This is a genomic window from Microbacterium hydrocarbonoxydans (genome assembly GCF_000956475.1).
Taxonomy (GTDB): domain Bacteria; phylum Actinomycetota; class Actinomycetes; order Actinomycetales; family Microbacteriaceae; genus Microbacterium; species Microbacterium hydrocarbonoxydans_A.
Genome location: NZ_JYJB01000008.1, coordinates 174,903 through 201,642, shown reverse-complemented (window position 1 = coordinate 201,642; position 26,740 = coordinate 174,903). Strand labels below are relative to the sequence as shown.

Sequence of the window (26,740 nt, the reverse complement as noted above, 5' to 3'; positions counted from 1 at the left end):
GTGCGGTTGATCTTCACGGTTTCGCCTCCTTAGCGAGTCAGGGGTGTTGCAGGTCAGTCCCTGGCGACGGTGGCGGCGGCGAGCGTCGCACCATCGGCGGGGTGGATGAGCACGAGCGAGCCGCCTTCACGGCTCTGCGCGTACGGCTCGAGGGGCAGATCGGCGGCGAAGCGCAGGCGCACGCGGCCGATCTCGTTCACGGCGAGGGTCTCGGCGTCGTGGTGTCCGAGCGTCTCGAGGTCGCGCCGGTCGATGACCTCGGAGATCAGGGCCTGCACGGTCGCGGTGCCGTGCTTGACGAGGACCTTGCTGCCGGCGGTGGTCGATCGGGGATCGAGCTGGAACAGCTCCACGACCGCCTCGCGGCGGCCCGCGGGAACCGTGCCCGATGCCGCGATCACGGCGCCGCGCGCCGCGTCGATCTCGTCGGCGAGGGTAAGCGTCACCGACTGGGCGGCGGTGGCGGCATCCGCCTCCTGCCCCGCGATGTGGATGCCGGTGACCGTGGTGGTGTGGCCGCCGGGGAACACATCGACGGCGTCGCCCACGCTCACGGTTCCCGACGCGATGCGCCCGGCGAAGCCGCGGAAGTCCCGGTAGCGCTCGGGGTCGGCGATCTCGGGAGAGAGGCCGCCCTGCGGACGCAGCACGAGCTGCACGGGCAGACGGAACGGGGATGCGGCGTCTTCGACCTCGACCGCGGTGGGCAGCGACTCGAGCAGGTCGAGCAGGGTCGGGCCCTGGTGCCAGGGGGTGCGCTCGGAGCGGTCGACGATGTTGTCGCCCTCGAGAGCGGAGACGGGCAGCACGTGGATGCCGCTGAGGCCGAGCTGCTCGGCGACGCGTGCCGCCTCGAGCTCGATCTCGACGAAGCGGTTCTCGTCGAAGTCGATCAGGTCGATCTTGTTCACCGCGATGATCACGTGAGCGACGCGCAGCAGCGACACGACCGCGAGGTGCCGGCGGGTCTGCTCGACGATGCCCTTGCGCGCATCGACCAGCACGATCACGGCGTCGGCGGTCGCGGAGCCGGTGACCATGTTGCGCGTGTACTGCACGTGTCCGGGGCAGTCGGCGAGGATGAAGCTGCGCCGGTCGGTCGCGAAGTAGCGGTACGCCACGTCGATCGTGATGCCCTGCTCGCGCTCGGCGCGCAGGCCGTCGGTGAGCAGCGCGAAGTCGAAGTCCCCGTGCGCGAAGCCACGCTGGCGGCTGGTCGCGGCGACCTGCTCGAGCTGGTCGGCGAGGATCGCCTTCGCGTCGTGCAGGAGCCTGCCGACGAGGGTCGACTTGCCGTCGTCGACGGAGCCCGCGGTGGCGAAGCGGAACAGCGTCTTCGTGTCGATTGCGGTGCTCATCTCAGAAGTACCCGTCCTTCTTGCGATCCTCCATGGCGGCTTCGCTGATGCGGTCATCGGCGCGCGTCGCGCCGCGCTCGGTGAGGGTCGAGCGCAGCACCTCGGCCAGGACGGATGCCGTGGTCGCGGCATCCGATTCCACCGCCCCCGTGCAGCTCATGTCGCCGACCGTGCGGTAGCGCACGGTGCGGCGCACGACGTCCTCGCCCGTGCGGGGCTGGGAGAACTCGCCGACCGCCCACCACATGCCGTCGCGGCGGAAGACCTCGCGCTCGTGCGCGTAGTACAGCGGCGGCAGTGCGATGCTCTCGCGGTCGATGTAGTTCCAGATGTCGGCTTCGGTCCAGTTCGAGATCGGGAAGGCGCGCACGTGCTGACCCGGGAGGTGGCGGCCGTTGTACAGGCTCCACAGCTCCGGGCGCTGATTGCGCGGGTCCCACTGGCCGAACTCGTCACGGAGCGAGATGATGCGCTCCTTGGCGCGCGCCTTGTCCTCGTCGCGGCGGGCTCCGCCGAACACCGCGTCGTGCTTGCCTGCCGCGATCGCGTCGAGCAGCGGCTGCGTCTGCAGCGGGTTGCGGGTGCCGTCTGGACGTTCGGCGAGGCGGCCGTCGTCGATGTAGTCCTGCACGCGGGCGACCTCGAGGTCGATACCCAGGCGGGCGACGGTCTCGTCGCGGAACGCGATGACCTCGGGGAAGTTGTGGCCGGTGTCGACGTGCAGCACCGGGAACGGGACCTTGCCGGGGGCGAAGGCCTTGGCGGCGAGGTGCAGGACGACGACCGAGTCCTTGCCGCCGGAGAACAGCAGCACGGGGCGCTCGAACTCGGCGACGACCTCGCGGATGATGTGGATGCCTTCGGCCTCGAGCTGGTCGAGGGCGGTGAGGCTCTGGGTCCGGGTGGCGATGCTCATAGGTGGAGTCCGCATTCTGTCTTGGACAGGCCCGCCCAGCGGCCGGACCGGGGGTCCTCGCCGGGGGCGACCTGCTTCGTGCACGGGGCGCAGCCGATCGACGGGTAGCCGTTCGCGACCAGCGGGTTCACCGGCACCTCGTGCACGGTGGCGTAGTCGATCAGGTCGTCGAAGGTCCACGCCGCGACCGGGTTCACCTTCACGAGGCCGTTGCGCTCGTCCCAGACGATCAGCTCGGTCTCCGCGCGGGTGGGCGCCTCTTCGCGGCGCACCCCCGTGAACCACACCTCGTACTCGCCGAGGGCGCGCTGCAGCGGCTCGACCTTGCGGCGCTGGCAGCACAGGCCAGGATCGCGCTCGAACAGGTTCTTGCCGTACTCGGCGTCCTGCTCTCGTACGGTCTGCTCGGGCTTCACGTCGACGATGTTCACGTCGAGGCTCTCTGCGACCTCGTTGCGGGTGAACGTCGTCTCGGCGAAGTGGTAGCCGGTGTCGAGGAAGAGCACGTCGACCCCGGGGAGGCTCTGCGCGACCAGGTGCGGGAGCGCAGCATCCGCCATCGAGCACGCGACGGCCGCCTGTGCGACGGCGAAGTTCTCGGCGACCCACGCGACGACCTCTGCCGGGCTCGCCTCGTCGGGCCGCCTGCTGCGAAGCTCGGCGTTGCCGCGCTCTGCCAGCGCCTTGAGCTCCGAGGCCGTGCGCCGGGCGGGGCGGATGGACACGGGGACGGCGCCGGATGACGCGGCCTGGGTCCCTGAGCGTGTCGAAGGGCTCATTGCAGGGCCTCCTCATCAGCGCGGTGCGCCCAGACCGCGAAGGTCTCGTCGCTGCTCTCGCGGTCGGCGAGATAGCGGCGGATGACCCGCTCGGCGTAGTCGGCGATGCCGTCGGCAGGCACCTTGAGTCCGCGCACGGTGCGGCCGAGACCGGCCTCTTCGCGGTCGACGTTCGCGAGGCCGCCGCCGAGATGCACCTGGTAGCCGGGCACCTGCTCGCCGTCGATCAGCACGAGCTGGCCCTTCAGGCCGATGTCGGCGGTCTGGATGCGGGCGCAGGAGTTCGGGCATCCGTTCACGTGCAGTGTGATCGGGCGGCCGATCTCGGGCTCGAGCGCGCCGAGGCGCTCTTCGAGCTGCTCGATCGCCTTCGCGGCGTTGACCTTGGTCTCGACGATCGCGAGCTTGCAGAACTCGATGCCGGTGCAGGCGATCGTGCCTCGGCGGAACAGGCTGGGGCGGGCCGACAGCCCGATCTCGTCGAGTCCCTTCACGAGGCTCTCGATGCGGCTCTCCTCGATGTCGAGGACGAGGAGCTTCTGGTGCGGCGTCGTGCGGATGCGCTGCGAGCCGTGCGCCTCGGCGAGGTTCGCGAGCGCCGTGAGCGTGGAGCCGGAGACGCGGCCGACGAGCGGGGCCGCGCCGACGAAGAACCGGCCGTCCTTCTGCGCGTGGATGCCGACGTGATCGCCGATGCTGGTGGGCTTGGGGGCCGCGGGGCCGTCGGGCAGCGGGCTGTCGAGGTACTCCGTCTCGAGCACCTCGCGGAACTTCTCGACTCCCCAGTCGGCGAGCAGGAACTTCAGGCGGGCCTTGTTGCGCAGCCGACGGTATCCGTAGTCGCGGAAGATCTGGGTGACGCCGTGCCACACGTCGGCCACCCGGTCGGGGGTGACGAAGACGCCGAGGCGCTCGCCGAGGCGGGGAACCACCGACAGCGCGCCCGCGACCCACAGGTCGTAGCCGATGCCGAGTTCGGGGTGCTCGACGGCGACGAAGGAGCAGTCGTTGATCTCGTGCACCACGTCCTGGCTCGGGTGGCCCGTGATCGCCGTCTTGTACTTGCGGGGCAGGTTCGACAGGCTGCGATCGCCGATGAAGCGGTCGGCGATCTCGCGGATCTGCGGCGTCGGATCGATCAGCTCGTCGGCCGCGATGCCGGCGACGGGGGAGCCCAGGATGACGCGCGGCACGTCGCCGCACGCCTCGGTCGTGCTGAGCCCCACGGCTTCGAGACGGCGCCAGATCTCGGGCACGCTCTGCACCTCGACCCAGTGCAGCTGCACGTTCTGGCGGTCGGTGACGTCGGCGGTGTCGCGCGCGAACTCGGTCGAGATCTCGCCGATCACGCGGAGCTGCTCGGTGGTGAGCTGCCCGCCGTCGATGCGCACGCGCATCATGAAGTACTCGTCTTCGAGCTCGTGCGGCTCGAGCTGGGCGGTGCGGCCGCCGTCGATTCCGGGCTTGCGCTGCGTGTAGAGGCCCCACCAGCGGAAGCGCCCGTGCAGGTCGGTCGGGTCGATGCTCTCGAAGCCGCCCTGCGCGTAGATGCTCTCGATGCGCTCCCGGACGTTGAGTCCGTTGTCGTCGAGCTTCCACTCCTCGTTGCCGTTCAGGGGCTCGTTGCCGTCGACCGCCCACTGTCCGTGGGGTTTCGTGGGCACGCGCGCGGTGCGCGTTCGAGCGCCGCGGATCGGCGTCGGCTGCTGAATGGTCATGCACTGCTCCCTGGGATGGCTTCGCATCACGCTAAGGACGTTGCACCCCGTTCAAGAACTCGAGAGGACACGTGACGTCAAGGAGCGTCATATGACGTCACGCAACGTGAAATATGACGGCGGGGTCTGGTGCTCGGCGGGGTTCTGTGCTGCGCAGGTCAGAGCTGTGCGGCCGCCGCCTCGTAGCGGGCGACGACGAGGTCGACGAGGGGCTGCGGTACGGGGCCGCCGTCGAGGAGCGGCATCGTGAGCGCCCGGTCGGCCGCCTGGCGCTGGGCCAGATCGAAGAAGTAGCCCTGCGCGAGCAGGTAGGTCGAGACGACGGCGTTCGGATGCTCCGCGAGAGCCGTCGGAAGGTCGGGCTGCCGCGCGGCGAGGTAGGCGAGGTGCACGGCGCGGCCCAGATGGTGTGTGAGAAGCGCGCCCATGCCTTCGGCATCCGTCAGCGACCGGGGATCGCGGGAGCCAGCCACGGCGAGGATGACGGGATCGTCGCCGGCGGGGAGGCGCTGGGCGAGGACCTCGGCGAGGAGCGGATCCGGGCCCATCGGGTCGGCGATGACCGTGGAAGGTCGCGCCGTGGCGATGCCGTGCAGGTCGTGGTGCACGTGGAATCCGCTCGAGAGGAGCAGGGGCACGATCACGAGCGGTCCGTCGAGCTGCGGCGCGAGCTCGGCGGCATCCGGCTGCTGCACGTCGACGAACGCCTCGATCACGTCGACGTCGGCCAGGGCTGCGCGCACCTCGGCGACGAGCGCGGCGATCGCCGCGGCGCCGTCGACGTCGGCTGTGCCGTGAGACACGGCGAGGAGGGTGGGGCGGGCCATGCAGCGACTCTAAAGGGTGTGTGTGACCGTGGTGTTTCGTGCGGGGCTGCTGCTGGCCGAGCCGAAGCTCCCGCGGGCCAATGAGGCGCCCGCGCCGCGGTTACGCCCCCCGCGGCCGTTGAGCGAGCGCAGCGAGACGAAACGTCGCCACGGCCTCATCATCGGACCATTCGGAACTCCACGATCCCGTTGAGTTCAGGGTCCTCGACCATGCAGCCGTCCGGCTCGAAACCGTGCCGTTCATAGAAGCGACGCGCGTGTTCGTTGGCGCCAATCACCCAGAGCTGAGCCGGGTTCTGTCCGATCGTGGCCTCCAGCAGTGCATGTCCGGCGCCTGCGCCGTGCTCATCGGCCAGGAGATAGATCGAGAAGAGATGAAGGTCGCGTGCAGGTTCGGTGTTCTTCCTCGCGTCGGGATGCTGTGCCGATCCGGCGAACGCGAAGCCGGCTACGCGCCCGTCGCGCTCTGCGACGACAATCCGTCCCGGCGCGGGATCGAGCCTGAGGATATGCGCCCACATGCGCCTCCGGTGCTCGAGAGCCGTGGCATCGAAGTACCTGTCCGGGATCAGTCCGCTGTAGGTCTCCCTCCACGAGTCGGTGTGGACAGCCGCAATCCCGTCCGCATCTTCAGGAGAAGCAGCGCGTATTCGGAGGGCGCGGATCGACATGGCTCGATGGTAGGCGGACCGCGCTCATGCCCTCGCAGGGCGGCATGTTCCTTCCTCGGTACGATGCTCGGCCTCGCTCACCTAGAGCCCGATCCCGGGGTGGATTGTCTTGTTGCCATTCCGTGATCTTCATGGCCGGTTTCCGCCTCTGATCAGGGCGGCAATGTCGGTGGCCCCGAGCATGATGAAGGTATGACGGCACTGGTGGGCGCGACGATCGAGCAGGTGGATGCGCTCGGGGCGCTCACCGGCATGCTCGTCGAGGTCGAGCGCACCATCGGTCAGATGCAGGCTGTGCGTGACGGCATCCTCGCCACAGCGTCCCGCTTGGCGATGCAGGTCGCCGACGAAGCCGGCCATGAGGATTTCGGCGACCTGACCATTCGCACGGTGGCCGCGGAGCTCGGTGCCGCGCTGCGCGTGTCCGACCGGACGGTGCAGCGTCGCATGGCTGAGGCGTCGTACCTCGTCGAGCGATTCCCGCGCGTGTGGCAGGCGCAGGGAGCGGGCCGCATCAGCGCCGGGCATGCGCGTGTGATCGTCGAGGCCGGCGAGCATCTCGACGACCCGGCCGGCCGTGACGCCTACTCCGAGCAGATCATCGGCTTCGCCGAGACGGAGTCGCCGAATCGGGTAGGCCGGATGGCCCGGCGGGTCGCAGAGCGGTTCGAGTCGCGCAGTCTCGACGACCGGCACAAGGATGCTCGGGCGAAGCGTCGGGTCTGGGTGAGAGAGCATCCTGATGGGATGGCCGAGCTGGGTGTCTTCGGTCCGGCGGCCCTGATCCACGGCGCGTTCGACCGGATCACTGCGATGGGAAGAGCGCTGCAGGCTGGTCCATCGTCGCCGGGCGCGTCTTTCGGTCCTGCCGCGTCGGGCGCATCTGCGGCAGATCCTGAGCCTGCGTCTGACACTCGCACGCTCGACGAGGTCCGCTGCGATCTCGCTCTCGACGTTCTTCTCACCGGCGCTCCCGCCGGGCATGACACTCCCGACGGGCTCCTCGCCGCGATCACCGCGACCGTGTCGGTCACAGTGCCGGCGCTCAGCCTCGCTGGCGTGGACAGCACGCCGGCCGAGCTGAACGGCCGCTGCCCGATCGACCTCTCGACGGCGAAGGCGCTGGCGGGTGCGGCGTCCGGATGGGATCGCGTGCTCACCCACCCCATCACCGCTGGCGTGCTCGCGGTCGACCGCTATCGGCCGTCCGCCGACCTGAGGCGACACCTCCAGGCTCGCGATCAACGGTGTCGATTCCCCGGATGCGGCATGCCGGCTCGGGACAGCGATCTCGATCACACGGTCGACCATGCCCTCGGTGGCGCGACGACCCACGCCAACCTCGGTGCGCTGTGCCGAAGACACCATGTCCTGAAGCATCACACCCCATGGCACGTCGAACACCTCGAGGGCGGCGTCTATTCGTGGACGAGCCCCACCGGCCAGGTGTACATCGACCGCCCACCGCCGGTGAACACGGTCACGTTCACGGAAGACCCCGAACCTGAGCCGCCCTTTTGAGGAAGGGGCCCCTGTCCGTCAGAGACCGCGGTTCGCAGGCGAAACGAGTTCAGACTTCCCGCGGCAACCGCGGGATCGCCGACACCAGGGTGCGCGTGTACGCCGTCGTCGGCGCGTCGAGGATGTTCCTGGTCGTCCCCTCTTCGACGACGCGGCCGCCCTGCAGCACGACCGTGCGCTCGCACAGCGCGGCGACCGCGCTCAGATCGTGCGACACCATCACGAGCGCCATGCCAGTCTCCGCACGCAGGCGCGACAGCAGCTCGATCACCTGGATCCGCGTGGTCACGTCCAGCGCGCTGACCGGCTCATCGGCGAGCAGCACCCGGGGCTTGGAGACGATCGCCCTCGCGATCGCGATGCGCTGACGCTGACCTCCCGAGAACTCATGCGGGTAACGGCCGAGCACGTCCTCATCGAGACCCACGGCCCCCACAGCCTCCGCCACCGCCTGCCGCGCCTCGGCACCGCGTGAGATCGCCAGCGAACGCAGCGGCTCGCCGACGATCAGATCGATGCGCTGACGTGGATCGAGTGAGGAGTACGGATCCTGGAACACCGTCTGCACCTCGGCGCGGAAGCGCCGCATGAGCCGCCGGTCGCGCCGGTCCAGCGGTGCACCGTCGAACAGCACCCCGCCAGAGCGGGGAGCCGCGAGGCCCAGCAGCAGCGAGAAGATCGTCGACTTGCCAGCCCCCGACTCGCCCACCAGGCCCAGTGCCTGGCCGGCCGAGACGCCGAACGTGACGCCGTCGATCACCGTGCGCCGGCCGTAGGAGAACTGCGCATCCCGCAGCTCGAGGAGGGCCGTCATCGCGCCTCCCCTGACGTCGCAGGGGCGTCGAGCGCCGAGTCCAGAGCCCGGGCGCTCGACACCAGGCCCTGCGTGTACGGATGCCGGGGCGCCCCGACGATCTCGGCGATCGGCCCCTGCTCCACAGCCACGCCCCGGCGCATCACGATCACGCGATCGGTCATCCGCGCGACGACAGCGAGATCGTGGCTGATGAACAGCAATGCCATGTCGCGCTCGGCGACGAGACGATCGAGCAGCGCGAGGATCTCGTCCTGCACCGTCACGTCCAGAGCCGTCGTCGGCTCATCGGCGATCAGCAGCTTCGGCGACGCGGCGAGGGCGATCGCGGTGGCCACGCGCTGGCGCTGCCCTCCGGAGAGCTCGTGCGGGAAGGCCCTGGCGATGCGCGGATCGGGCAGCGACACGTCGTCGAGAGCCCGGCGCACGGCATCCTTCAGCGCCGCACCCCGAAGGCCGAGGTGGCGCCTGATCGGCTCGGCGATCTGCCGTTCGACGCGCATCAGCGGATCGAGCGCCGTGAGCGGCTCCTGGAACAGCACCGAGGCCACAGGGCCGCGCAGCGGCCGCAGCATCCGGTCTGGCGCGCCGATCACCTGCGTTCCGCCGAGCAGCACGGAGCCGGATGCCGTCAGCCCTCCGCCGAGGAGACCCGTCACCGCGAGCGAAGTGACCGACTTGCCAGAGCCCGACTCGCCGATCACGCCGACACGCTCTCCGGCCGAGACCGAGAATGAGACATCGTCGACCAGGCGACGGCCCCCGGCGGTGACCGTGAGGCCCGCGACCTCGAGATGGCTCATCGGCTCCTCCTGCGGGTCGGGTCGGCGAAGTCGCGCAGGCCGTCGGCGATGAAGTTCACGCCGAGCACGAGCACGACGAGCGCGATGCCCGGAGCGATCGCCCCGACCGGAGCGGTGAGCACGGTGCCCTGCGCCTCCTGCAGCAGGCGCCCCCACGAGGCGTTTGGCGGCGGTGCCCCCAGCCCGAGATACGACAGGCTCGCCTCGGCGAGCACCGCGGCGCCGAACTGCAGAGCGAGGTTCACCCCGAGCGTCGGTGCGATGTTCGGCAGAACGTGGAAGGCGATGATGCCGGGCAGACGCGTGCCGCTGGTGCGCGCCGCGGTGATGAACTGCTCGTGCAGGACGCGGCGGGCGAGGATGCGGGTGAGACGCGCGACCACCGCCGACATCGCGAGCCCGATCGCCAGGATCGCTGACCACAGCGACGCCCCCTGCACGGCGACCACGAGCATCGCCAGCAGCAGCACGGGGAACGCGATGATCACGTCCAGCGTCGCCGAGAGCGAGTCGTCGACCCAGGGCCGTGCGAACGCGGCGGTCAGGCCGATCGCGACGCCGAGCACAGCGGCGAGGGCGACGGATGCCGTGCCCACGACGAGCGCGATGCGGGCCCCGATCATGAGCTGGGTGAACAGGTCGCGCCCGAGCTTGTCCGTGCCGAGCAGATGCTCCGCGTTCGGCCCCTCGAGGCGCCCTCCGCTGATGTCGGAGGGATCGAAAGGCAGCCAGAACAGCGAGACCAGGGCGAGAACCGCGATCGCGCCGGTGAAGCACAGCCCCAGGATCAGGGTCGCATGCGGGCGGCGTCGAGGCGCGGCATCCGTCACCTGCTCCACGATGGCGGTCATCGGGCGGCCACCCTGGCACGCAGCCGCGGATCGACCAGGCGCTGGACGATGTCGGCAAGGAAGCCGACCAGAAGCACGAACAGCGTGCTCACCACGAGCACGCCCTGGATGTTCGCGAAGTCGTGCTGCTCGATGCCCTTCAGCAGCATGCTGCCGAGACCGGGCAGGGTGAAGACGCTCTCGACGACGACCGCGCCCAGGAGCGTCGTCGACAGCTCGATGCCGAGCACCGCGATCACCGGCACGGCGCCGTTGCGCAGGCCGTGCCTCAGCAGCGCCTCGCCGAGCCCGGAGCCGCCCGCGCGAGCGGTGCGGAGGTAGTCGCTGCCCAGCACATCGAGCGTGGCGGCCCGGACGTAGCGGCTCAGGGAGGCGCTCATCACGAGGGCGACGGTGATCACCGGAAGCGTCAGGGAGCGCAGCGCATCGGCCGGGTCCTCCCAGTCGTCCCTGGGGAACCCGCCGGAGGGGAGGATGCCGAGACCGAGCGCGAAGATCCAGACCAGGATGATGCCGACCCAGAACACCGGCACCGCGATGCCGAGCTGAGCGAATCCGCTCAGCAGCGCGCCGTACCAGCGGTCGGCCTTCACGGCCGCGGTGATGCCGAGGAGGAGCGAGAGCACCAGCGCGAGGGCGAACGCGAGCAGCGTGAGCGGCACCGTGACGACCAGACGCGCCGAGATCTCGGGCCACACGGGCAGGGTCGAGATGTAGCTGCTGCCCAGGTCGAAGCGCAGCATGTGACCTGCCCAGGTGAGGAACTGCTGCAGCAGCGGCTGATCCGATCCGACCTGTGCCCGCGCCGCCGCGATCTGCTCCTGCGTGGCGTTGACGGACAGCAGCGCGTTCGCGGGGTCACCCGGCAGCAGGCGCAGCAGCACGAAGATCACGATCATGGCGACGACGAGCGACACCAGGAGGAACGCGAAGCGGCGGATCAGGTAGGAGAGCATGGGCCAAATGGGAGGAACGGACGACGCCTCGTGGACAGCGCCCGGGAAGGGCACGACATCCACGAGGCGTCGAGGAGGATCAGGACTTGACGATGTCGTAGGCGAAGAACTGCGAGTTCAGGCCGTTGACAGGGTATCCGCTGAGGTCGCTCGAGGCGATGACGATCTGCGGGTAGAGGTACAGCCAGACGCTCGCGGCATCCGCGGCGATCTGCTCGTTGACCTTCTTCAGCAGCGCGGTCTGCTCGTCGGTCGTCGGAGCCTGCTCGGCCTCAGCCACCCACTGCTGCACGTCGGCGTTGTCGTAGCCCCAGTAGAAGTCGGGGTTGCCGTACCAGACCACGTCGCGGTCGTTGACGTGCTCCTGCAGGGTCGCCTGGAAGTCCTGCTCCTTGAACACCTTGGTGTACCACTCGTCGGCGCTGATCGTGTTGATCTTCACCGTGATGCCCACCTCGGCGAGCTGCGACTGCAGGAACTCCGCGACGGCGGGGTGCGGGTCGTAGCTGGGCGTGTCGAGCGTGAACTCGAAGCCGTCGGGGTACCCCGCCTCGGCCAGCTCCTTCTTCGCGAGGTCGACGTCGTACGGGTTCACGGCGGTGAGGTCTTCGTACCAGGGGTCGGTCGGCGGCACCATCGAGCCGATCAGCGTGCCGTAGTCGCCCCAGATGGAGTTCAGGAGCTTCTTCGTGTCGACGGCCGAGTAGATGGCCTTGCGCACCAGCGCGTTGTCGAAAGGCGCCACACGATCGTTGAACGCGAGCAGCTCCTTGGTGGTGGAGGTGCCCTCGGCGATCACGTAGTCGTCGCCCGTGAACTGATCGAGCGCGTCGGGGCTCTGCACGCTCGTGATGAGGTCGATCTCGCCCGTGAGCAGGGCGTTGTTCTCGGCCGTCGCATCGGTGAAGTACGTGTAGACGACCTCGGCGTTCTTCGCCGCGTCGCCCCAGTAGTCGTCCCAGCGGTCGAGGGTCAGCGTGCTGCCCTTCTTCCACTCGTCGAGTGTGTAGGGCCCGGTGCCGTCCTCCGTGGTCTCGAGGTCGGTGGCGTCGGCGTTCACGATCCACACGTAGCTGAGGTTGTACAGGAACGAGATCGAGCGCTGAGACAGGGTGAACACGACGGTCGCCTCGTCGGGGGTCTCGATGCTCGAGATCACCTCGAATGCCGATTTGCGGGCCGACTGCGAGTCCTCCGCGGTGACGGCCTCGATGCTCGCCTTGACGTCGGCGGAGGTGAGGGCCTTGCCGGAGTGGAACGAGACGCCGTCCTTCAGGGTGATCGTGTAGGTCAGGCCGTCGTCGCTGACCTCCGCGCTCTCGGCGAGCAGCGGCTCGACCTCGCCGTCGTCGGTGAGCTTGTACAGGCCCTCGTACACGTTGCCGGTCAGCGCCTCGGTGACGCCCTGGCCGCCACCCGCGACGTTCGACAGGTTCACGGGCTCGTAGAGCGAGCCGATGCGGATCGTGGCGTCGGCGCTGTCGGTGGGCGTGCCGCTCGACGAGGAGCAGCCGGCGAGGGCGAGCGCCGCGACGAGGATGGTCGCGCCGAGCGCGAAGGGCTTCTTCACAGGGATCTCCTGATGTGTGTTCGGGTGAGGATGCTGCGGGTCAGGCGGAGTAGATGTCGAAGCCGCCGGTGAAGACGACGTTCTTCTCGCCGGCGCGGATGGCCTCGGCGAAGCGGTTCTGCGCGGGCGGGAGAGGGCAGTTGTACTGCGCGGAGAAGCCGCACGGCGGAACGAAGGCGCGGTTGAAGTCGAGCACGACGGCCCCGGGATCGCCGAAGCCGCTGTCGTCGTCGCGGCGGACGAAGAGGAAGCGACCGGATCCGTAGGTCTCTGAGCCGTTGGTGGCGTCGCCGAACACGAGCAGCAGCACGCCCCCGTCGTCGAAGGCGGCCAGACGGTGCTCGACCCCGTTCAGGGTGAAGACGATGTCTCCGGGGACGACCAGCTCGCGTGAGCCGCCGTTGTCGCGGATGTGCTCGAAAGGCACGGTGCGCGAGGCGTCGACCGGGATGAACTGCGCGTCGATCACCCAGTCCGGGTCGTAGTCGTAGGTGTCGATGCGGTCGAACGCGCGGATCGCGGGGGAGTCCGCATCCCAGACCCGCAGACCGTACTCCGCCGCACCGGTGGAGATGTCGGTGCGCTCGAGGGGCGTGACGGTGACGGATGCCGCAGCGCCTGCCTGCTCTGCGGCGATGTCGGGGCGCTCAGCCCCTGTCCAGCGCGTCTCGACGAGCGCGAGATTTCCGGTGGGGGCGGTGACGGCGGCGCGGCGCTGGGCGCGCCAGGCGGCGTGATCTTCGAGTGCAGGCATGGCTGACCCATCGTATGAGGAGGAGGGGAGGTGCTCGGAGGCCGAGCGTCACTGGGCGAAACACCTCCGGCGTGTGGGTCATTCCCGCGCCAAAAGTTGAGCCGTCCCATATCAACTTTTCTTGACAGCATCCCCGCCCCGGAGTACAGTTGAGTCATCGCGACTCAGGTTTCCCTGATCGCCCCAGACTTCCCGATCCACAGATACAAGGAGAGAACACATGGCACGTGCTGTTGGAATCGACCTCGGAACCACGAACTCCGTCGTCAGCGTCCTCGAGGGTGGCGAGCCGAAGGTCATCGCCAACGCCGAGGGCTTTCGCACGACCCCGTCGGTCGTCGCCTTCACGAAGGACGGCGAGGTGCTCGTCGGCGAGACCGCGAAGCGCCAGGCCGTCACGAACGTCGACCGCACCATCTCGTCCGTCAAGCGCCACATGGGCACCGACTGGACCTTCGACGTCGACGGCAAGAAGTGGACGCCGCAGGAGATCTCCGCGCGCATCCTCATGAAGCTCAAGCGCGACGCCGAGTCGTACCTCGGCGACACGGTGACGGATGCCGTCATCACCGTTCCCGCGTACTTCAACGACGCCGAGCGCCAGGCCACCAAGGAGGCCGGCGAGATCTCGGGCCTCAACGTCCTGCGCATCATCAACGAGCCCACCGCTGCGGCTCTCGCCTACGGTCTCGACAAGGGCAAGGAAGACGAGCTCATCCTCGTCTTCGACCTCGGCGGCGGAACCTTCGACGTCTCCCTGCTCGAGGTGGGCAAGGATGACGACTTCTCCACGATCCAGGTGCGCGCGACCGCCGGTGACAACCGCCTCGGCGGCGACGACTGGGACCAGCGCCTCGTCGACTTCCTGATCAAGCAGTTCAAGGAGACCAGCGGCGTCGACGTCTCGGGCGACAAGATCGCTCTGCAGCGCCTCAAGGAGGCCGCGGAGCAGGCCAAGAAGGAGCTCTCCTCCTCGACTTCGACGAGCATCAACCTGCCGTACCTCTCGCTCACGGAGTCGGGCCCGGTGTCCCTCTCCGAGACCATCACCCGCGCGAAGTTCGAGGACCTCACGAAGGACCTCCTCGACCGCACCAAGAAGCCCTTCGAAGACGTCATCCGCGAGGCCGGCATCAAGGTGTCCGACATCGCGCACGTCGTCCTGGTCGGCGGCTCGACCCGTATGCCCGCCGTCGCCGAGCTCGTCAAGCGCGAGGCCGGCAAGGAGGCCAACAAGGGCGTCAACCCGGATGAGGTCGTCGCCGTCGGCGCCGCCCTGCAGGCCGGCGTCCTCAAGGGCGAGCGCAAGGACGTGCTGCTGATCGACGTCACCCCGCTGAGCCTCGGCATCGAGACCAAGGGCGGCATGATGACCAAGCTCATCGAGCGCAACACGGCCATCCCGACCAAGCGCAGCGAGACCTTCACCACGGCAGACGACAACCAGCCGTCCGTCGCGATCCAGGTCTTCCAGGGCGAGCGCGACTTCACGCGTGACAACAAGCCGCTCGGCACGTTCGAGCTGACCGGCATCGCCCCGGCTCCCCGCGGCATCCCCCAGATCGAGGTCACCTTCGACATCGACGCGAACGGCATCGTGCACGTGTCCGCCAAGGACAAGGGCACGGGCAAGGAGCAGTCGATGACCATCACGGGCGGCTCGTCCCTCTCGAAGGACGACATCGACCGCATGGTCCGCGAGGCCGAGGAGCACGCGGCCGAGGACAAGGCGCGCCGCGAGGCCGCCGAGGTCCGCAACCAGGCCGAGACGCTCGCGTACTCGATCGACAAGCTCATCTCCGAGAACGACGACAAGCTGCCCGAAGACGTGAAGACCGAGGTCAAGGCCGACGTCGACGCGCTCAAGACGGCGCTGGCCGGCGACGACGACGAGGCAGTGAAGACGGCCTTCGAGAAGCTCAACCAGTCGCAGACCAAGCTCGGCGAGGCCATCTACGCGCAGTCGCAGGCTGATGCCGCGGCCGGCGCATCCGAGGGCGCCCCTGCCGATGACTCCTCCTCCGACGAGGACGTCATCGACGCAGAGGTCGTCGACGACGAGGACGAGAAGAAGTAATCATGACGGACAAGAACTTCGAAGAGAACGAGGTTCCGGAGGGGTCGGATGCTCAGGCATCCGGCCCCGCGCCGCAGAACCCGGATTCCGATGAGGCCAGGGCCGCCGAAGGCGCCGACGACTGGGCTGCTGAGCCCGTCGAAGCACTCACGGTCGACGACATCCTGAACGCCGAGCAGACCGACGAGGCCGCCGCAGAGGATGCCGCGATCGCCGACGCCGAGGCGACCCTGCTGAACGACCTCAAGCGCCTTCAGGCCGAGTACGCGAACTACCGCCGCCGCACCGAGGAGCAGCGCCAGACCGACATCGAGCGCGCGAAGGGAGAGGCCGCCAAGGGCCTCATCCCGGTGCTCGACGATCTGGCCCGCGCCGCCCAGCACGGCGATCTGGTCGAGGGCACGCCCTTCGCCGTGATCGCCGAGAAGGTGCGGGCAGTGGTCGAGCGCCTCGGCGTCGTCTCGTACGGCGAGGCGGGCGACGAGTTCGACCCGCAGCAGCACGAGGCGATCTTCCAGCAGCCCACCCCTGGCGCCGAGAAGACGACGATCCTCGAGGTCGTCGAGGTCGGCTACCGGCTCGGCGACGTCGAGCTGCGTCCCGCGAAGGTCGTCGTCGCAGTACCTGCTGAGTAGGGGACCGATGGCTAGCCAGGACTGGTTCGACAAGGACTTCTACAAGTCCCTCGGGGTCACGAAGGACGTCAGCGACGCCGATCTCAAGAAGACCTATCGCAAGCTCGCGCGCAAGTATCACCCCGATTCCAATCAGGGTGACGCCACCGCCGAGGCGAAGTTCAAGGAGATCAGCGAGGCCTACTCGGTGCTGTCGGATGCTGAACAGCGCAAGGAGTACGACGAGATCCGCGCGATGGGCTCGGGCGCCCGCTTCACCGCGGGTGGCCAGGGCGCGGGCGGCTTCGAAGACGTCTTCAGCCGGTTCGGCCAGCAGGGCCGCGGGCAGACCGCCGACTTCGAGGACATCTTCTCGATGTTCAACCAGGGCTCCGGAGGCTTCGGCACCGGCGGCTTCGGGCGCACATCGGGCGGATTCCGCGGTTACGGCGGTCCGCAGCGCGGCGCCGACGTCACCGCACGCACGACGATCGACTTCGCCACCGCCGCGCAGGGAGAGACCATCTCTCTGCAGGGGGAGGACGGGCGTCCGTTCAAGGTGAAGATCCCGGCGGGCGTCGCCGACGGGCAGAAGATCAAGCTGCGCGGACGCGGGCGCCCCTCGCCGGACGGCGGGGAGAACGGCGACATCGTGGTGCAGATCACGGTGCGCCCGCACCCGGTCTTCACCCGCGAAGGCCTGAACCTCCGCGTCGTGGTCCCGGTGACGTTCACCGAGGCTGCGCTCGGCGCCACGATCGAGGTGCCCACGCTGGGCGGCGACACGGTCAAGCTCCGGGTCGCCCCCGGCACGCCCTCGGGTCGCGTGCTGCGCGTCAAGGGACGCGGCATCACCACGACCAAGGGCACCGGCGACCTCCTCGCCGAGCTCCAGGTCGCGGTGCCGTCGCACCTCGACGAGGCGGCGCGCGAGGCTCTCGAGAGGTTCCACGAACTGGAGCCCGACGAGAACCCGCGAGCCGACCTCATGTCGAAGGCCCGGCGATGATGCGTGCGGGTGAACGCCATGGCTGAGCAGCGCGGAATGGATGCCGACACCCCGGTCTTCGCGATCGCCGTGGCCGCCGAGCTCGCCGGCATGCACCCGCAGACGCTGCGTCAGTACGACCGGATCGGCCTCGTGGTCCCCGGTCGTACGACCGGCGGCTCGCGGCGCTATTCGACCCGCAACATCGAGCAGCTCCGCGAGGTCGCCCAGCTCTCCTCCGAGGGGATGAGCCTGCCGGCGATCGCGCGGCTGCTCGATCTGGAAGACGAGAACCGGATGCTGCGCCGGCAGGTCTCGAGCCTCGAGGCCGCGCTGCGCGCCGAGCGCGAGAACCGCCCGGGCGTCCGCGTCTTCGCGGCCGGTTCTGCAGGGGTCGTCCCGGTGCCGACGGGGCGCCGCATCCGCCGCTCCACCGAGATCGTCCTCTGGAATCCGCGCTCGCGCGACTGATCCCTCCGGCGGGCGCGGTATCGTTGCGTCACGATGAAGATGACGCGTCGCACTCTGCTGGTCGGCGCCGGAGCCGGCGTGATCGGGGTGCTTCTCGCCTCCTGCACACCAGAGCCGGCGCCCACTCCCACGCCCGATCGCTCGCCCTCGCCGACCCCGACCGGGGGCGGCCCCGCACCCGTCGCCTTCGCGCGGAGCGCCTGGTCGACCGATCCCTCGGCGCTGGGCGCGGCGAGCTTCACCCCGGTCGGGGTGCAGAGCGCATCGCGCGATGCCCTCGCCACGTCGATCCGCGACCGGCTGTTCTTCGCCGGCGAGGCGACCGACGCGGATGCTCCTGGCACGATGGCGGGCGCCCTCCGCTCCGGCACCCGTGCGGCCGAGGAGCTGCTGGCTGCGGCCGGGGCGGGCGAGCGCGTCGCAATCGTCGGCGCCGGGCTCGCAGGGGCCGCAGCCGCGTCCCGTCTCGCCTCGACAGGCCTGGTGCTCACGGTGTTCGAATCACGGGACCGGATCGGCGGCCGCGTGCAGAGCATCGTCGACGACGAGCTCTGGCCCGTGCCCGCCCAGCTCGGCGGTTGGCTGATCGGCGCCGACGATACCGACCTCAGTGAGCAGCTGAACGCGCTCGACATCCGCACAGGTGTGCTCGAGACCCCGATGTGGATTTCGGCCGAGGGCGAGGTCGCCGCCCCATCGACTCAGCCCATCGCCGACGCGATCACCGCGGCTCAGGCGCTGCCCGCCGACATCTCCCTCGCTCAGGCCCTTGCGGATGCCGGCGCCGATCCCGCAGAGCCGGGCCTCGCCGCGCTGCTGGCCTACGTCGCGGCATCCGCCGGCCCCGACGCCGATCAGGCGTCCTCTTGGTTCCCGCCGATGCTGCCGCCCGATGCCCGCACCGCCGTCCTGGGCGACCTCGGAGCCGTGCTCGCCCAGCTCGTCGACGGCGTCAAGGTGAGCCTGTCATCGGCCGTCTCACGCGTCGCCTACGACGACGCGGGCGTGAGCCTGGGCATAGCGACCGGCGAGTCGCTGTCGTTCGACCGCGTCATCATCACGGTTCCGCTCGGGGTGCTGCAGAGCGATGGCATCGAGTTCGCCCCCAAGCTGCCGTTCGCTCAGCGTGGTGCGATCGCCGAGCTGGGCATGGGGTTCATCGAGACCGTGTGGCTGCGTTTCGACGAGCCGCTCATCGACACCGAGGCGACGATCTGGCATGCGGTCGGCGGAGACCAGAAGATCCGCACGTGGTTCAACCTCGCGCCGGTCACGGGAGACGCGATCATGGTCGGCATCGTCGGGGGAGCGGATGCCGCGGAGTTCGCGGCGCTCGACGACGCCGCCGCTCGGGCGGCGGCGATGGCGGCGCTCGCGACGTTCATGCAGCCCGCCGCAGCGTGACCTGCGGCATCCGGCTGATCAGCACGAGGACGCAGGCCACGAGGGCGAAGATCGCCAGCGCCACGGCGCTCGTGATGAGGAACTCTGGAATGCCCGACACCTGCCGAGGGTCGAGGAAGTAGTACGGGTACCAGCCGACGAGGGGTCCTCGCCACATCGTCACACCGCCCCACAGGAGCGGGAAGGCGAGCGACGACGGCACGATCCACCACGTCACGCGACGGTGGCCAGGGGTGAGCACCCATGCGATCGCGGTGCACGCGGGCAGCCAGAAGTGCAGCACCTGATCGGACCAGGGCACGTCGACGCGGATGCCGCGGATGCCGGCCTGCCACACGATCAATGCGAACGCGAGTCCGGCGGTGATGGTCCACGTGAGGACGAGGGCCAGTGCGACGGTGAACCAGCGAGGGTCCGCTGATCTCGTGAACGCGAGGGCGGTGCCGATCAGCAGCACGGCCACCAGCGCGCAGTTCGACTCGACCGTCAGATAGGCGAAGAAGTTCTCGCCCGCGATGGTCCGCGAGCTCAGCCCCCAGAACAGCCGATGCACGAGCGCGATCGTGCACACGATCGCCGCGGTGACGCGCAAGGCGCCGAAGACCGCTCGTGCCCGCACTGTCTCGCCGTTCCCTTTCCGCGCGGATGCCGCGCCACCCGGCGAGTCTACGGACTCGCCCTGAGCGGGGCCGCGCGACCGCCCTCGCAGAAGCACAGTTCTCGACAGGTTTCAAGCCCCGAGCGAGAACCGAGAAGCGCTTCTAGAGTCCCGACATGTCACTCCGTGCTCTGCGTGCCCGCGACCCCGAGAAGAGTCTCGAGCGCGCCCGACGGGGCAAGACGGGCTACGACCGCAGAGAGGCGCTGGCCGGCTATCTCTTCATCTCGCCCTGGATCATAGGCTTCCTCGTGTTCACCGCCGGAGCGATGATCTACAGCCTCGTCATCTCCTTCTCGAGCTACAACCTCGCCACCGGCGCCGCCCGCCCGATCGGCTTCGCGAACTACGCCAATCTGTTCGACGACCCCCGGGTCGCGACGTCGCTGGCGAACACCCTCTTCTACGCCGTGATGGCGGTGCCCCTGGAGATCGCCGTGGCGCTCGGCCTGGCCCTGCTGCTCGCCGGAGTGCGCCGAGGGGCGGGTGTCTTCCGCACCCTCTACTACCTGCCGAAGATGACACCGGCCGTCGCCACGGCCTCGATGTTCTTCCTCCTGCTCAACGGGAACACGGGTGCGGTGAACCAGTTCCTGCGGCTGTTCGGCATCAACGGCCCGCAGTGGCTCGTCGATCCGGCGTGGATCAAGCCGAGCATCGTGCTGATGACCCTGTGGACGGTCGCCGGGACGATGGTGATCTTCCTGGCCGCACTCAAGAACGTTCCGGTCGAGCTCTACGAAGTCGCCTCCCTCGACGGGGCAGGGGCGGTGCGCAGGTTCTTCGCCATCACGCTCCCCATGATCTCCGGGGCGATGTTCTTCAACGTCATCGTCCTGTCGATCGCGGCGTTCCAGGTGTTCGACCAGGCATACGTCCTGTTCTGGCGGGACCAGAGCAACTCCTCGCCCGAGGCCTCGCTGTTCTACGCGATCTACCTCTTCCAGCAGGCGTTCCGGCAGTTCGACTTCGGGTTCGCAGCCGCGATGGCCTGGCTGCTGTTCGTGATCATCCTCGTCATCACCATGGTCCAGGTGAAGTTCGGCAACCGCTTCGTGTACTACGAGGGAGAGCAGCGATGAGCACGACCTATCGTCCGCTTCCGCCCTCCGCGGGGCCGGATCCGGAACTCGACACCGTCCTGGTCACGGTTCCGCGCGAGCCGCATCGTCGGCCGCGCCGGGTGGTGCGACTTCGTCGCGCACGCGGCGCGCGCACCGGCGGGTTCGCCGGTCGCGTGATCCGCGCCGGCGCGCTGCTCGCGTTCTCGGTGCTCTTCCTGTATCCGTTCGCCTGGCTTCTCGCGGCGAGCCTCAAGCCTCGTGGGGAGGTCTTCGACAACGCGCTGATCCCGAAGACCTTCACCCCGCAGAACTACGCCGAGGTGTGGGAGCAGCTGCCGCTGCTGAGCTGGCTGTGGAACAGCGTCGCCATCGCGCTCCTCGCCGCCGGCGCCGTGGCGGTGTCGAGCTCGATCGTCGCCTTCGGCTTCGCGTACTTCCGTTTCCCGGGGCGCGGTCTGCTGTTCGGACTCGTGCTGGCGACCATGATGCTGCCGGGCGCGGTCACGATGATCCCGATCTACCTCATCTGGAAGCAGTCCGGGATGCTGGGCACGTGGGTGCCGCTGTGGGGCATGAACCTGTTCGGCTCGGCGTTCTACATCTTCCTGCAGCGGCAGTTCTTCCTGGGCCTGCCGCGCGAGCTGTTCGAGGCGGCGCGTCTGGACGGTGCGAGCTACTGGGGGCTGTTCTGGCGCATCGCGATGCCGCTCTCGGTGCCGTCGTTCGTGATCGTGTTCCTGTTCGAGTTCCAGGCCAGCTGGAACAACCTGCAGGCCGCGCTGATCTACCTCAACGCGGGTTCGCCCGAAGACTTCACGGCCCCTCTCGGAATCGCGTACGCGATGACGAAGTACAGCCCCACCGCCGGCGGACACGGCGACTACCAGTACGTGATGGTCGCGTCCCTGCTCGTCACGCTGCCCATGCTGATCCTCTTCGCCTTCGGGCAGAGGTACTTCATCGAAGGCGTCGCGACGCAGGGGCGCAAGGGATGACAGACAAGGAGAAGAAGATGCGAAAGAAGGTCGCCGCCGGGTTGGTCGCGGCATCCGTCCTGATGGTCTCGGGGTGTGCGGGCTCTGGTGATGCCGCGTCGTCCTCGGCGGACTTCACCGCGAAGCCGTCGGGAGAACTCCGCGCCTGGGGCTTCGAGAACGCCGACGACGTCGGCCAGTCGCGCCTCGACTTCGTGGAGGAGGAGCTCGGCGACGTGAAGGTCGACCTCGACGCGACAGCCTTCGACGCGCAGAAGTTCACCACGCGCATCGCGAGCGGCGACGTGCCCGACGTCGTGCAGATGGACCGGCAGTACGTCACGACCTACGCGGCGCAGGGGCTCATCATGCCGCTCGACGAGTGCTTCGCGGCGCATGACGTCTCGCCGCGCGACCACTGGTACCCGGCCGTCGTAGACGACGTGACCTACGACGACGCGGTGTGGGCGGTGCCGCAGTTCTACCAGCCGCCCGCGATCCTGCTCAACAAGAAGGTGCTCGACGAGGCAGGCGTCACCGCCGACCAGATCGACACGTCGAAGCCCGACGTCCTGCTCGCGGCGATAGCCCGCATGTATCAGGAGTCCGGCGGGGTGCCGACGCGCCTGGGCTTCGACCCTGTCGCGACGGGGCAGAGCGGATTGTGGGTGCTCGGCATGGGCGGACGCCTCACCGACGACAAGGGCGCCCCGACCCTCGACGATCCGGCCAACACCGCGGGGATGGAGATGCTCAAGAAGATCACGGATGCGCAGGGAGGTTTCGCGGCCGTGAAGAGCTTCACCGACTCGTTCGACACCTTCGGCGACAAGAACCAGTTCGTCGCCGGGCAGGTCGGAGCGCAGGTGAACGCCCAGTGGTATCCGAACGTGCTCTCGCCCTACGTCGATCAGCTCGACCTCGAGGCGGTGCCGTTCCGCAACGCCGACGGAGAGCCGTTCTCGGTCGCCTCGGGCACCGCGTTCGTCGTGCCCGTGGGCGCGAAGAACCCGGCCGCGGCGTGCGCGTGGATGATCGGTCTCACCTCGGACGACGCATGGATGGCCGCAGGAGAGGCGCGGGCGAAGACCCGGGCCGACGAAGGCGGGATCAACACGGGGCTGTTCACCGGGTCGCCGGACGCGGACAAGGCGATCAGGGACAAGTGGGTCGTCGACAGCGGCAACCCCGGCTTCGACCAGGTCATCTCCACCTACTACGACGTGGTCGACTACGGCCAGTCGTTCGGATCCTCGCCGGCCGGTCAGGAGATCCAGAACGAGTTGAACAACGCCGTCACCGCCGCCCTGCTCGGCGACAAATCCCCGGAGGATGCGCTGGCAGATGCGCAGCAGGCGGCGATGCGCGCTTACGAGAAGGCGACGGCGGGGTGAGGATGCAGGGCGGGTGCCGCGGCATCCGCCCCCGGGGGTTGCGTGTCATGATGTGATGGCGTTCGTGGGGACGATGCGGTTTAGTAAATTGACCTGAATAAACCCCGTCACAGGAGACATCGCCTTCAATGCATGACGACACCTCGCTCACCGTCGGACGCGTCAAGAGGGTGCTCGACGAGCGCATCCGCCCTGCGATCCACTCGGCGTCCGCGCCGCTCGCCGTGGAACTCCACGAGCTGCCGGGCGAGCCCATTCCGCCCGTCGAGGCGCTGGCGCTCGAGTACTCGCCGGCATCCGTGCCGAGGATGTGGGGACCTGCCTGGTCCACGACGTGGTTCAGGGTCACCGGCCGCGTACCGCAGGAGTGGGCGGGGCGGCGGGTCGAGGCCGTGATCGACCTCGGCTTCGACACGAGCATGACGGGGTTCCAGTGCGAGGCGCTCGCCTATCGCGCCGACGGAACGCCCGTGAAGAGCATCAACCCCCGCAACCAGTGGCTGCCGATCGCCGCGGCGGCGAAGGGCGACGAGCCGGTCGAGCTCTACCTCGAGGCCGCAGCCAACCCGGTGCTGCTCGATCACCACCCCTTCCTGCCGACGCGGCAGGGCGACATCCGCACCTCGTCTCCCGAGCCGCTGTACCGCATCCGGCGCATCGACCTCGCGGTGTTCGAGCCCGAGATCTTCGAGCTCTCCCTCGATCTCGAGGTGCTGTTCGAGCTGCAGGCACAGCTTCCTGCCACCTCGCCTCGGCGCATGCGCATTCTGCAGGCGATGGACGATGCCCTCGACGTGCTCGATCTGCACGGCATCGCCGAGACGGCATCCGATGCCCGGGCGCAACTGGCCGATGTCCTGGCCGCGCCCGCCGAGACCAGCGCGCATCGCATCTCGGCCATCGGTCACGCTCACATCGACTCCGCCTGGCTGTGGCCCGTGCGCGAGACGATCCGCAAGGTCGCCCGTACGACGTCGTCGATGACCGCTCTGCTCGACGAGCAGCCCGAATTCCAGTACGGCATGTCCAGTGCGCAGCAGTACGCCTGGCTCAAGGAGCATCGCCCCGAGGTCTACGCGCGTGTCAAGGCGGCGGTCGCCGAGGGACGATTCCTGCCGCTCGGCGGCATGTGGGTCGAGTCCGACACCGTGATGCCGTCCGGCGAGTCGCTCGTGCGCCAGTTCCAGTACGGGCAGCGGTTCTTCGAGAGCGAGTTCGGCATCCGCTCGAAGGGCGTCTGGCTGCCCGACAGCTTCGGCTACTCGCCGGCGCTGCCGCAGCTGATGAGACGCGCCGGCTTCGAGTGGTTCTTCACCCAGAAGATCTCCTGGAACCAGCAGAACGTCTTTCCGCACCACACGTTCCTGTGGGAGGGTATCGACGGGTCGCGGGTGTTCACGCACTTCCCCTCGATGGACACCTACAACTCGCGGCTCTCCGGGGCCGAGCTCGCGAAGGCGTCGCGGCAGTTCAAGGAGAACCGGTTCTCGTCCCGTTCGATCGCACCGGTGGGCTGGGGCGACGGAGGCGGCGGCACCACCCGCGAGATGACGGGCAAGGCGGCCAGGCTCGCGGACCTCGAGGGCAGCGCGAGGGTGGTGTGGGAGCATCCCGACGTCTTCTTCGACGCCGCACGCGCCGAGCTGCCGAGCCCGGCGGTGTGGGTCGGCGAGCTCTACCTCGAGCTGCACCGGGGAACGCTCACCAGCCAGCACGCCACGAAGGCGCTGCACCGCCGAGCCGAGCACGCCCTGGTCGAGGCGGAGGTGTGGGCGGCGACGGATGCGGTGCGCACGGGCACGGAGTATCCGCAGGCGCAGCTCGACCGCCTCTGGCAGACGGTGCTGCTGCACGAGTTCCACGACATCCTTCCCGGCACCTCGATCGCCTGGGTGCACCGCGAAGCGGTCGAGGTTCTCCGCGGCGTGCTCGACGAGGCGCGGTCGCTGTCGGATGCTGCACGCCGCTCTCTCGCGGGTGGGGGTGAGCGCGAGCTGATCTTCGATCCGACGACGGGTGGGTCCTGCGCCCCTGCGCTCGTCGAAGGATCCGTCACCCTCACCGAGGAGGCCGGGGGGTACCGTCTCGAGAACGACCTCGTCTCGGTGCTCGTCTCCCCTGACGGCCTGATCGTCTCCGCCGTCGACAGGACCACGGGCCGCGAAGCGGTGGCTCCGGGGCGAGCAGCGAACCTGTTCCAGCTGCACCAGGATTTCCCGAACAAGTGGGACGCGTGGGACATCGACCGCTATTACCTGGGCAGCGTGACTGATCTGATCGAGGCGGCGTCGGTCTCGGCATCCGTCGTCGAGGGTGTCGCCGTCATCACGGCGACCCGGCGATTCTCCGAGTCGACCATCGTGCAGACCATCTCGCTGAGCCCCGGTTCTCGGACGGTCGCTCTGCACAACGACATCGACTGGCACGAGACCGAGAAGCTGCTCAAGCTCGCGTTCCCGCTCGACGTGCAGGCGACGCACACCGAGGCGGAGACCCAGTTCGGATACCAGGCGCGCGTGACGCACACGAACACCAGCTGGGAGGCGGCGAAGTTCGAGACGTCCATGCACCGCTTCGTGCTGGTGCGCGAGCAGGACTTCGGCGTCGCCCTCGTGAACGACTCGATCTACGGCTACGACACCTCGCGTGAGGTCGCCGACGAGGGCGTCACGACGACCGTGCGGTTGTCGATGCTGCGCGCACCGCGCTTTCCCGATCCCGACACCGACCACGGTCGTCACGAGATCAGGCTCGGCTTCGTGATCGGAGCGGATGCCGCGACCGCGACGGCCGAGGGCATCGCTCTCAACGCCCCGCCCACGGTCGTGCGGGGCGAGCGCGAGGTCGCGCCGCTCGTGACGGTCGCCGGATCCGGCATCGTGGTCTCGGGTGTGAAACTCGCGGCCGACGGATCGGGGGATGTGATCGTGCGGGTCTACGAGTCGCTCGGCCGTCGGGTCTCGGGCGAGCTCTCGGTCGGATTCGAGTATCGAGAGGTGCGCGAGGTCTCGCTGATCGAGGACGAGCTGGAGGCTCCGCGGCGGGGAACGGCCCTGTCGCTGCGCCCCTTCGAGGTGCGAACCGTCCGCATCGTGCGCTGAGCGTTGTGACGGCGGCCCGCACGCGAGACGATGGCGTCATGGCCACGATCGACGACGTGCGGGAGATCGCTCTGGCGCTGCCTGGTGTCGAGGAGCGCACAGGAGGTCACACCGGTGAACCGGCGTGGCGGCTGAAGAGCGGGCAGATCGCGTGGGTCCGGGGCCCGACGGGTGCCGACGTGCGCTCGCTCGAGGCTCTGGGGCGCTCGTGGCCGGATGGCCCGGTGCTCGGTGTTCGGGTCGGGTCGCTTGAGGAGAAGGAGGCGCTGCTCGCCGCAGAGCCCGGATGGCTGTTCAGCATTCCGCATTTCGACGGCTACCCGGGGCTTCTCGTGCGCCTCGCCGCGATCGAGAGCGACCGCCTGGCCGAGATCATCGCCGATGCGTGGCTCGTGCGCGCTCCGGCGCGCGTCGCGAAGGAGTGGCTCGCCGAGCAGGGGCTCGAATGACGGTCAGG

Annotated in this window: 24 protein-coding genes; 11 read left to right on the top strand and 13 right to left on the bottom strand. The window is 68.9% G+C overall.

Annotation, left to right across the window (positions count from 1 at the left end):
* Nucleotides 1-53 precede the first annotated feature (53 nt).
* From RS84_RS07655 to RS84_RS07630, 6 genes are all read right to left on the bottom strand, one after another.
* Entirely contained in the window at nt 54-1,358 is a 1,305-nt protein-coding gene (locus RS84_RS07655) for a sulfate adenylyltransferase subunit 1 (RefSeq protein ID WP_045257195.1), read from the bottom strand.
* Between the two features lies 1 nt (nt 1,359).
* The gene (gene cysD, locus RS84_RS07650) at nt 1,360-2,274 is read right to left on the bottom strand and encodes a sulfate adenylyltransferase subunit CysD (RefSeq protein ID WP_200891996.1); all 915 of its coding nucleotides are present in this window, start codon (nt 2,272-2,274) and stop codon (nt 1,360-1,362) included.
* Nucleotides 2,271-3,053 carry a phosphoadenylyl-sulfate reductase gene (locus RS84_RS07645; RefSeq protein ID WP_045257193.1) on the bottom strand — a complete coding sequence of 261 codons (783 nt, stop codon included), beginning with the start codon at nt 3,051-3,053 and terminating at the stop codon, nt 2,271-2,273. The genes cysD and RS84_RS07645 overlap by 4 nt, the downstream gene beginning before the upstream one ends.
* Nucleotides 3,050-4,771 carry a nitrite/sulfite reductase gene (locus RS84_RS07640; RefSeq protein ID WP_045257192.1) on the bottom strand — a complete coding sequence of 574 codons (1,722 nt, stop codon included), beginning with the start codon at nt 4,769-4,771 and terminating at the stop codon, nt 3,050-3,052. The genes RS84_RS07645 and RS84_RS07640 overlap by 4 nt, the downstream gene beginning before the upstream one ends.
* A gap of 158 nt (nt 4,772-4,929) precedes the next feature.
* Complete coding sequence (locus RS84_RS07635) at nt 4,930-5,598, bottom strand: sirohydrochlorin chelatase (RefSeq protein ID WP_045257191.1); 669 nt, start codon at nt 5,596-5,598, stop codon at nt 4,930-4,932.
* Between the two features lie 158 nt (nt 5,599-5,756).
* Nucleotides 5,757-6,269: a GNAT family N-acetyltransferase gene (locus RS84_RS07630; protein ID WP_052676273.1), complete on the bottom strand. Its 513-nt coding sequence runs from the start codon at nt 6,267-6,269 to the stop codon at nt 5,757-5,759.
* Between the two features lie 192 nt (nt 6,270-6,461).
* Here RS84_RS07630 and RS84_RS07625 point away from each other — a divergent pair, with 192 nt between their 5' ends.
* Nucleotides 6,462-7,790, top strand: a complete 1,329-nt coding sequence (locus RS84_RS07625) for an HNH endonuclease signature motif containing protein (protein WP_045257190.1) — start codon at nt 6,462-6,464, stop codon at nt 7,788-7,790.
* 49 nt (nt 7,791-7,839) lie between these two features.
* Here the strand turns inward: RS84_RS07625 and RS84_RS07620 are convergent, their stop codons facing one another.
* From RS84_RS07620 to RS84_RS07595, 6 genes are all read right to left on the bottom strand, one after another.
* Nucleotides 7,840-8,604 (bottom strand): ABC transporter ATP-binding protein, encoded by a 765-nt coding sequence (locus RS84_RS07620; RefSeq protein WP_045257189.1) that lies wholly within the window; start codon nt 8,602-8,604, stop codon nt 7,840-7,842.
* On the bottom strand, nt 8,601-9,407 hold the full coding sequence (locus RS84_RS07615; RefSeq protein WP_045257188.1) for an ABC transporter ATP-binding protein: 807 nt from the start codon (nt 9,405-9,407) through the stop codon (nt 8,601-8,603). The genes RS84_RS07620 and RS84_RS07615 overlap by 4 nt, the downstream gene beginning before the upstream one ends.
* Nucleotides 9,404-10,258: an ABC transporter permease gene (locus RS84_RS07610; RefSeq protein ID WP_045257187.1), complete on the bottom strand. Its 855-nt coding sequence runs from the start codon at nt 10,256-10,258 to the stop codon at nt 9,404-9,406. The genes RS84_RS07615 and RS84_RS07610 overlap by 4 nt, the downstream gene beginning before the upstream one ends.
* Entirely contained in the window at nt 10,255-11,214 is a 960-nt protein-coding gene (locus tag RS84_RS07605; protein WP_045257186.1) for an ABC transporter permease, read from the bottom strand. Before RS84_RS07605 ends, RS84_RS07610 begins: the two co-directional genes overlap by 4 nt.
* 79 nt (nt 11,215-11,293) lie before the next feature.
* Nucleotides 11,294-12,784 carry an ABC transporter substrate-binding protein gene (locus RS84_RS07600; protein WP_200891995.1) on the bottom strand — a complete coding sequence of 497 codons (1,491 nt, stop codon included), beginning with the start codon at nt 12,782-12,784 and terminating at the stop codon, nt 11,294-11,296.
* A 40-nt stretch (nt 12,785-12,824) separates the two neighbouring features.
* Complete coding sequence (locus tag RS84_RS07595; RefSeq protein WP_045257184.1) at nt 12,825-13,538, bottom strand: DUF1684 domain-containing protein; 714 nt, start codon at nt 13,536-13,538, stop codon at nt 12,825-12,827.
* A 220-nt stretch (nt 13,539-13,758) separates the two neighbouring features.
* Here RS84_RS07595 and dnaK point away from each other — a divergent pair, with 220 nt between their 5' ends.
* The 5 genes from dnaK to RS84_RS07570 are packed head-to-tail and all read left to right on the top strand — an operon-like array spanning nt 13,759 to nt 19,092.
* Nucleotides 13,759-15,615, top strand: a complete 1,857-nt coding sequence (gene dnaK, locus RS84_RS07590; RefSeq protein WP_045257183.1) for a molecular chaperone DnaK — start codon at nt 13,759-13,761, stop codon at nt 15,613-15,615.
* A 2-nt stretch (nt 15,616-15,617) separates the two neighbouring features.
* Nucleotides 15,618-16,250, top strand: a complete 633-nt coding sequence (locus tag RS84_RS07585; RefSeq protein WP_045257182.1) for a nucleotide exchange factor GrpE — start codon at nt 15,618-15,620, stop codon at nt 16,248-16,250.
* Between the two features lie 7 nt (nt 16,251-16,257).
* Nucleotides 16,258-17,238, top strand: a complete 981-nt coding sequence (locus tag RS84_RS07580) for a DnaJ C-terminal domain-containing protein (protein WP_045257181.1) — start codon at nt 16,258-16,260, stop codon at nt 17,236-17,238.
* Nucleotides 17,239-17,256: 18 nt separating this feature from the next.
* A complete protein-coding gene (locus tag RS84_RS07575) occupies nt 17,257-17,688 on the top strand; it encodes a heat shock protein transcriptional repressor HspR (protein WP_045257180.1) in 432 nt (143 codons plus the stop codon).
* Nucleotides 17,689-17,727: 39 nt separating this feature from the next.
* Nucleotides 17,728-19,092, top strand: coding sequence for an FAD-dependent oxidoreductase (locus tag RS84_RS07570; RefSeq protein WP_235281420.1), 1,365 nt, complete (start codon nt 17,728-17,730; stop codon nt 19,090-19,092).
* Here RS84_RS07570 and RS84_RS07565 read toward each other — a convergent pair.
* Nucleotides 19,070-19,711, bottom strand: coding sequence for a Pr6Pr family membrane protein (locus RS84_RS07565; RefSeq protein ID WP_200891994.1), 642 nt, complete (start codon nt 19,709-19,711; stop codon nt 19,070-19,072). The two genes, RS84_RS07570 and RS84_RS07565, sit on opposite strands and share 23 nt — an antisense overlap.
* 155 nt (nt 19,712-19,866) lie before the next feature.
* Here RS84_RS07565 and RS84_RS07560 point away from each other — a divergent pair, with 155 nt between their 5' ends.
* From RS84_RS07560 to RS84_RS07540, 5 genes are all read left to right on the top strand, one after another.
* Complete coding sequence (locus tag RS84_RS07560) at nt 19,867-20,832, top strand: carbohydrate ABC transporter permease (RefSeq protein ID WP_045257178.1); 966 nt, start codon at nt 19,867-19,869, stop codon at nt 20,830-20,832.
* On the top strand, nt 20,829-21,809 hold the full coding sequence (locus RS84_RS07555; RefSeq protein ID WP_045257177.1) for a carbohydrate ABC transporter permease: 981 nt from the start codon (nt 20,829-20,831) through the stop codon (nt 21,807-21,809). The genes RS84_RS07560 and RS84_RS07555 overlap by 4 nt, the downstream gene beginning before the upstream one ends.
* A gap of 17 nt (nt 21,810-21,826) precedes the next feature.
* Nucleotides 21,827-23,182, top strand: a complete 1,356-nt coding sequence (locus RS84_RS07550) for an ABC transporter substrate-binding protein (RefSeq protein ID WP_045257482.1) — start codon at nt 21,827-21,829, stop codon at nt 23,180-23,182.
* Nucleotides 23,183-23,310: 128 nt separating this feature from the next.
* Nucleotides 23,311-26,283: an alpha-mannosidase gene (locus tag RS84_RS07545; protein WP_045257176.1), complete on the top strand. Its 2,973-nt coding sequence runs from the start codon at nt 23,311-23,313 to the stop codon at nt 26,281-26,283.
* 38 nt (nt 26,284-26,321) lie between these two features.
* Nucleotides 26,322-26,732: an MmcQ/YjbR family DNA-binding protein gene (locus RS84_RS07540; RefSeq protein WP_045257175.1), complete on the top strand. Its 411-nt coding sequence runs from the start codon at nt 26,322-26,324 to the stop codon at nt 26,730-26,732.
* Nucleotides 26,733-26,740: the final 8 nt, after the last annotated feature.

Bases quoted from the DNA above. Each gene is read 5' to 3' on its own strand.
- RS84_RS07545 (WP_045257176.1), top strand. From the start codon at position 23,311: ATGCATGACGACACCTCGCTCACCGTCGGACGCGTCAAGAGGGTGCTC.
- RS84_RS07540 (WP_045257175.1), top strand. From the start codon at position 26,322: ATGGCCACGATCGACGACGTGCGGGAGATCGCTCTGGCGCTGCCTGGT.
- RS84_RS07555 (WP_045257177.1), top strand. From the start codon at position 20,829: ATGAGCACGACCTATCGTCCGCTTCCGCCCTCCGCGGGGCCGGATCCG.
- RS84_RS07635 (WP_045257191.1), bottom strand. From the start codon at position 5,598: ATGGCCCGCCCCACCCTCCTCGCCGTGTCTCACGGCACAGCCGACGTC.
- RS84_RS07630 (WP_052676273.1), bottom strand. From the start codon at position 6,269: ATGTCGATCCGCGCCCTCCGAATACGCGCTGCTTCTCCTGAAGATGCG.
- RS84_RS07620 (WP_045257189.1), bottom strand. From the start codon at position 8,604: ATGACGGCCCTCCTCGAGCTGCGGGATGCGCAGTTCTCCTACGGCCGG.
- RS84_RS07575 (WP_045257180.1), top strand. From the start codon at position 17,257: ATGGCTGAGCAGCGCGGAATGGATGCCGACACCCCGGTCTTCGCGATC.
- RS84_RS07645 (WP_045257193.1), bottom strand. From the start codon at position 3,053: ATGAGCCCTTCGACACGCTCAGGGACCCAGGCCGCGTCATCCGGCGCC.
- cysD (WP_200891996.1), bottom strand. From the start codon at position 2,274: ATGAGCATCGCCACCCGGACCCAGAGCCTCACCGCCCTCGACCAGCTC.
- RS84_RS07605 (WP_045257186.1), bottom strand. From the start codon at position 11,214: ATGCTCTCCTACCTGATCCGCCGCTTCGCGTTCCTCCTGGTGTCGCTC.
- RS84_RS07560 (WP_045257178.1), top strand. From the start codon at position 19,867: ATGTCACTCCGTGCTCTGCGTGCCCGCGACCCCGAGAAGAGTCTCGAG.
- RS84_RS07615 (WP_045257188.1), bottom strand. From the start codon at position 9,407: ATGAGCCATCTCGAGGTCGCGGGCCTCACGGTCACCGCCGGGGGCCGT.
- RS84_RS07625 (WP_045257190.1), top strand. From the start codon at position 6,462: ATGACGGCACTGGTGGGCGCGACGATCGAGCAGGTGGATGCGCTCGGG.
- RS84_RS07655 (WP_045257195.1), bottom strand. From the start codon at position 1,358: ATGAGCACCGCAATCGACACGAAGACGCTGTTCCGCTTCGCCACCGCG.
- dnaK (WP_045257183.1), top strand. From the start codon at position 13,759: ATGGCACGTGCTGTTGGAATCGACCTCGGAACCACGAACTCCGTCGTC.
- RS84_RS07550 (WP_045257482.1), top strand. From the start codon at position 21,827: ATGCGAAAGAAGGTCGCCGCCGGGTTGGTCGCGGCATCCGTCCTGATG.
- RS84_RS07610 (WP_045257187.1), bottom strand. From the start codon at position 10,258: ATGACCGCCATCGTGGAGCAGGTGACGGATGCCGCGCCTCGACGCCGC.
- RS84_RS07585 (WP_045257182.1), top strand. From the start codon at position 15,618: ATGACGGACAAGAACTTCGAAGAGAACGAGGTTCCGGAGGGGTCGGAT.
- RS84_RS07640 (WP_045257192.1), bottom strand. From the start codon at position 4,771: ATGACCATTCAGCAGCCGACGCCGATCCGCGGCGCTCGAACGCGCACC.
- RS84_RS07570 (WP_235281420.1), top strand. From the start codon at position 17,728: ATGACGCGTCGCACTCTGCTGGTCGGCGCCGGAGCCGGCGTGATCGGG.
- RS84_RS07595 (WP_045257184.1), bottom strand. From the start codon at position 13,538: ATGCCTGCACTCGAAGATCACGCCGCCTGGCGCGCCCAGCGCCGCGCC.
- RS84_RS07580 (WP_045257181.1), top strand. From the start codon at position 16,258: ATGGCTAGCCAGGACTGGTTCGACAAGGACTTCTACAAGTCCCTCGGG.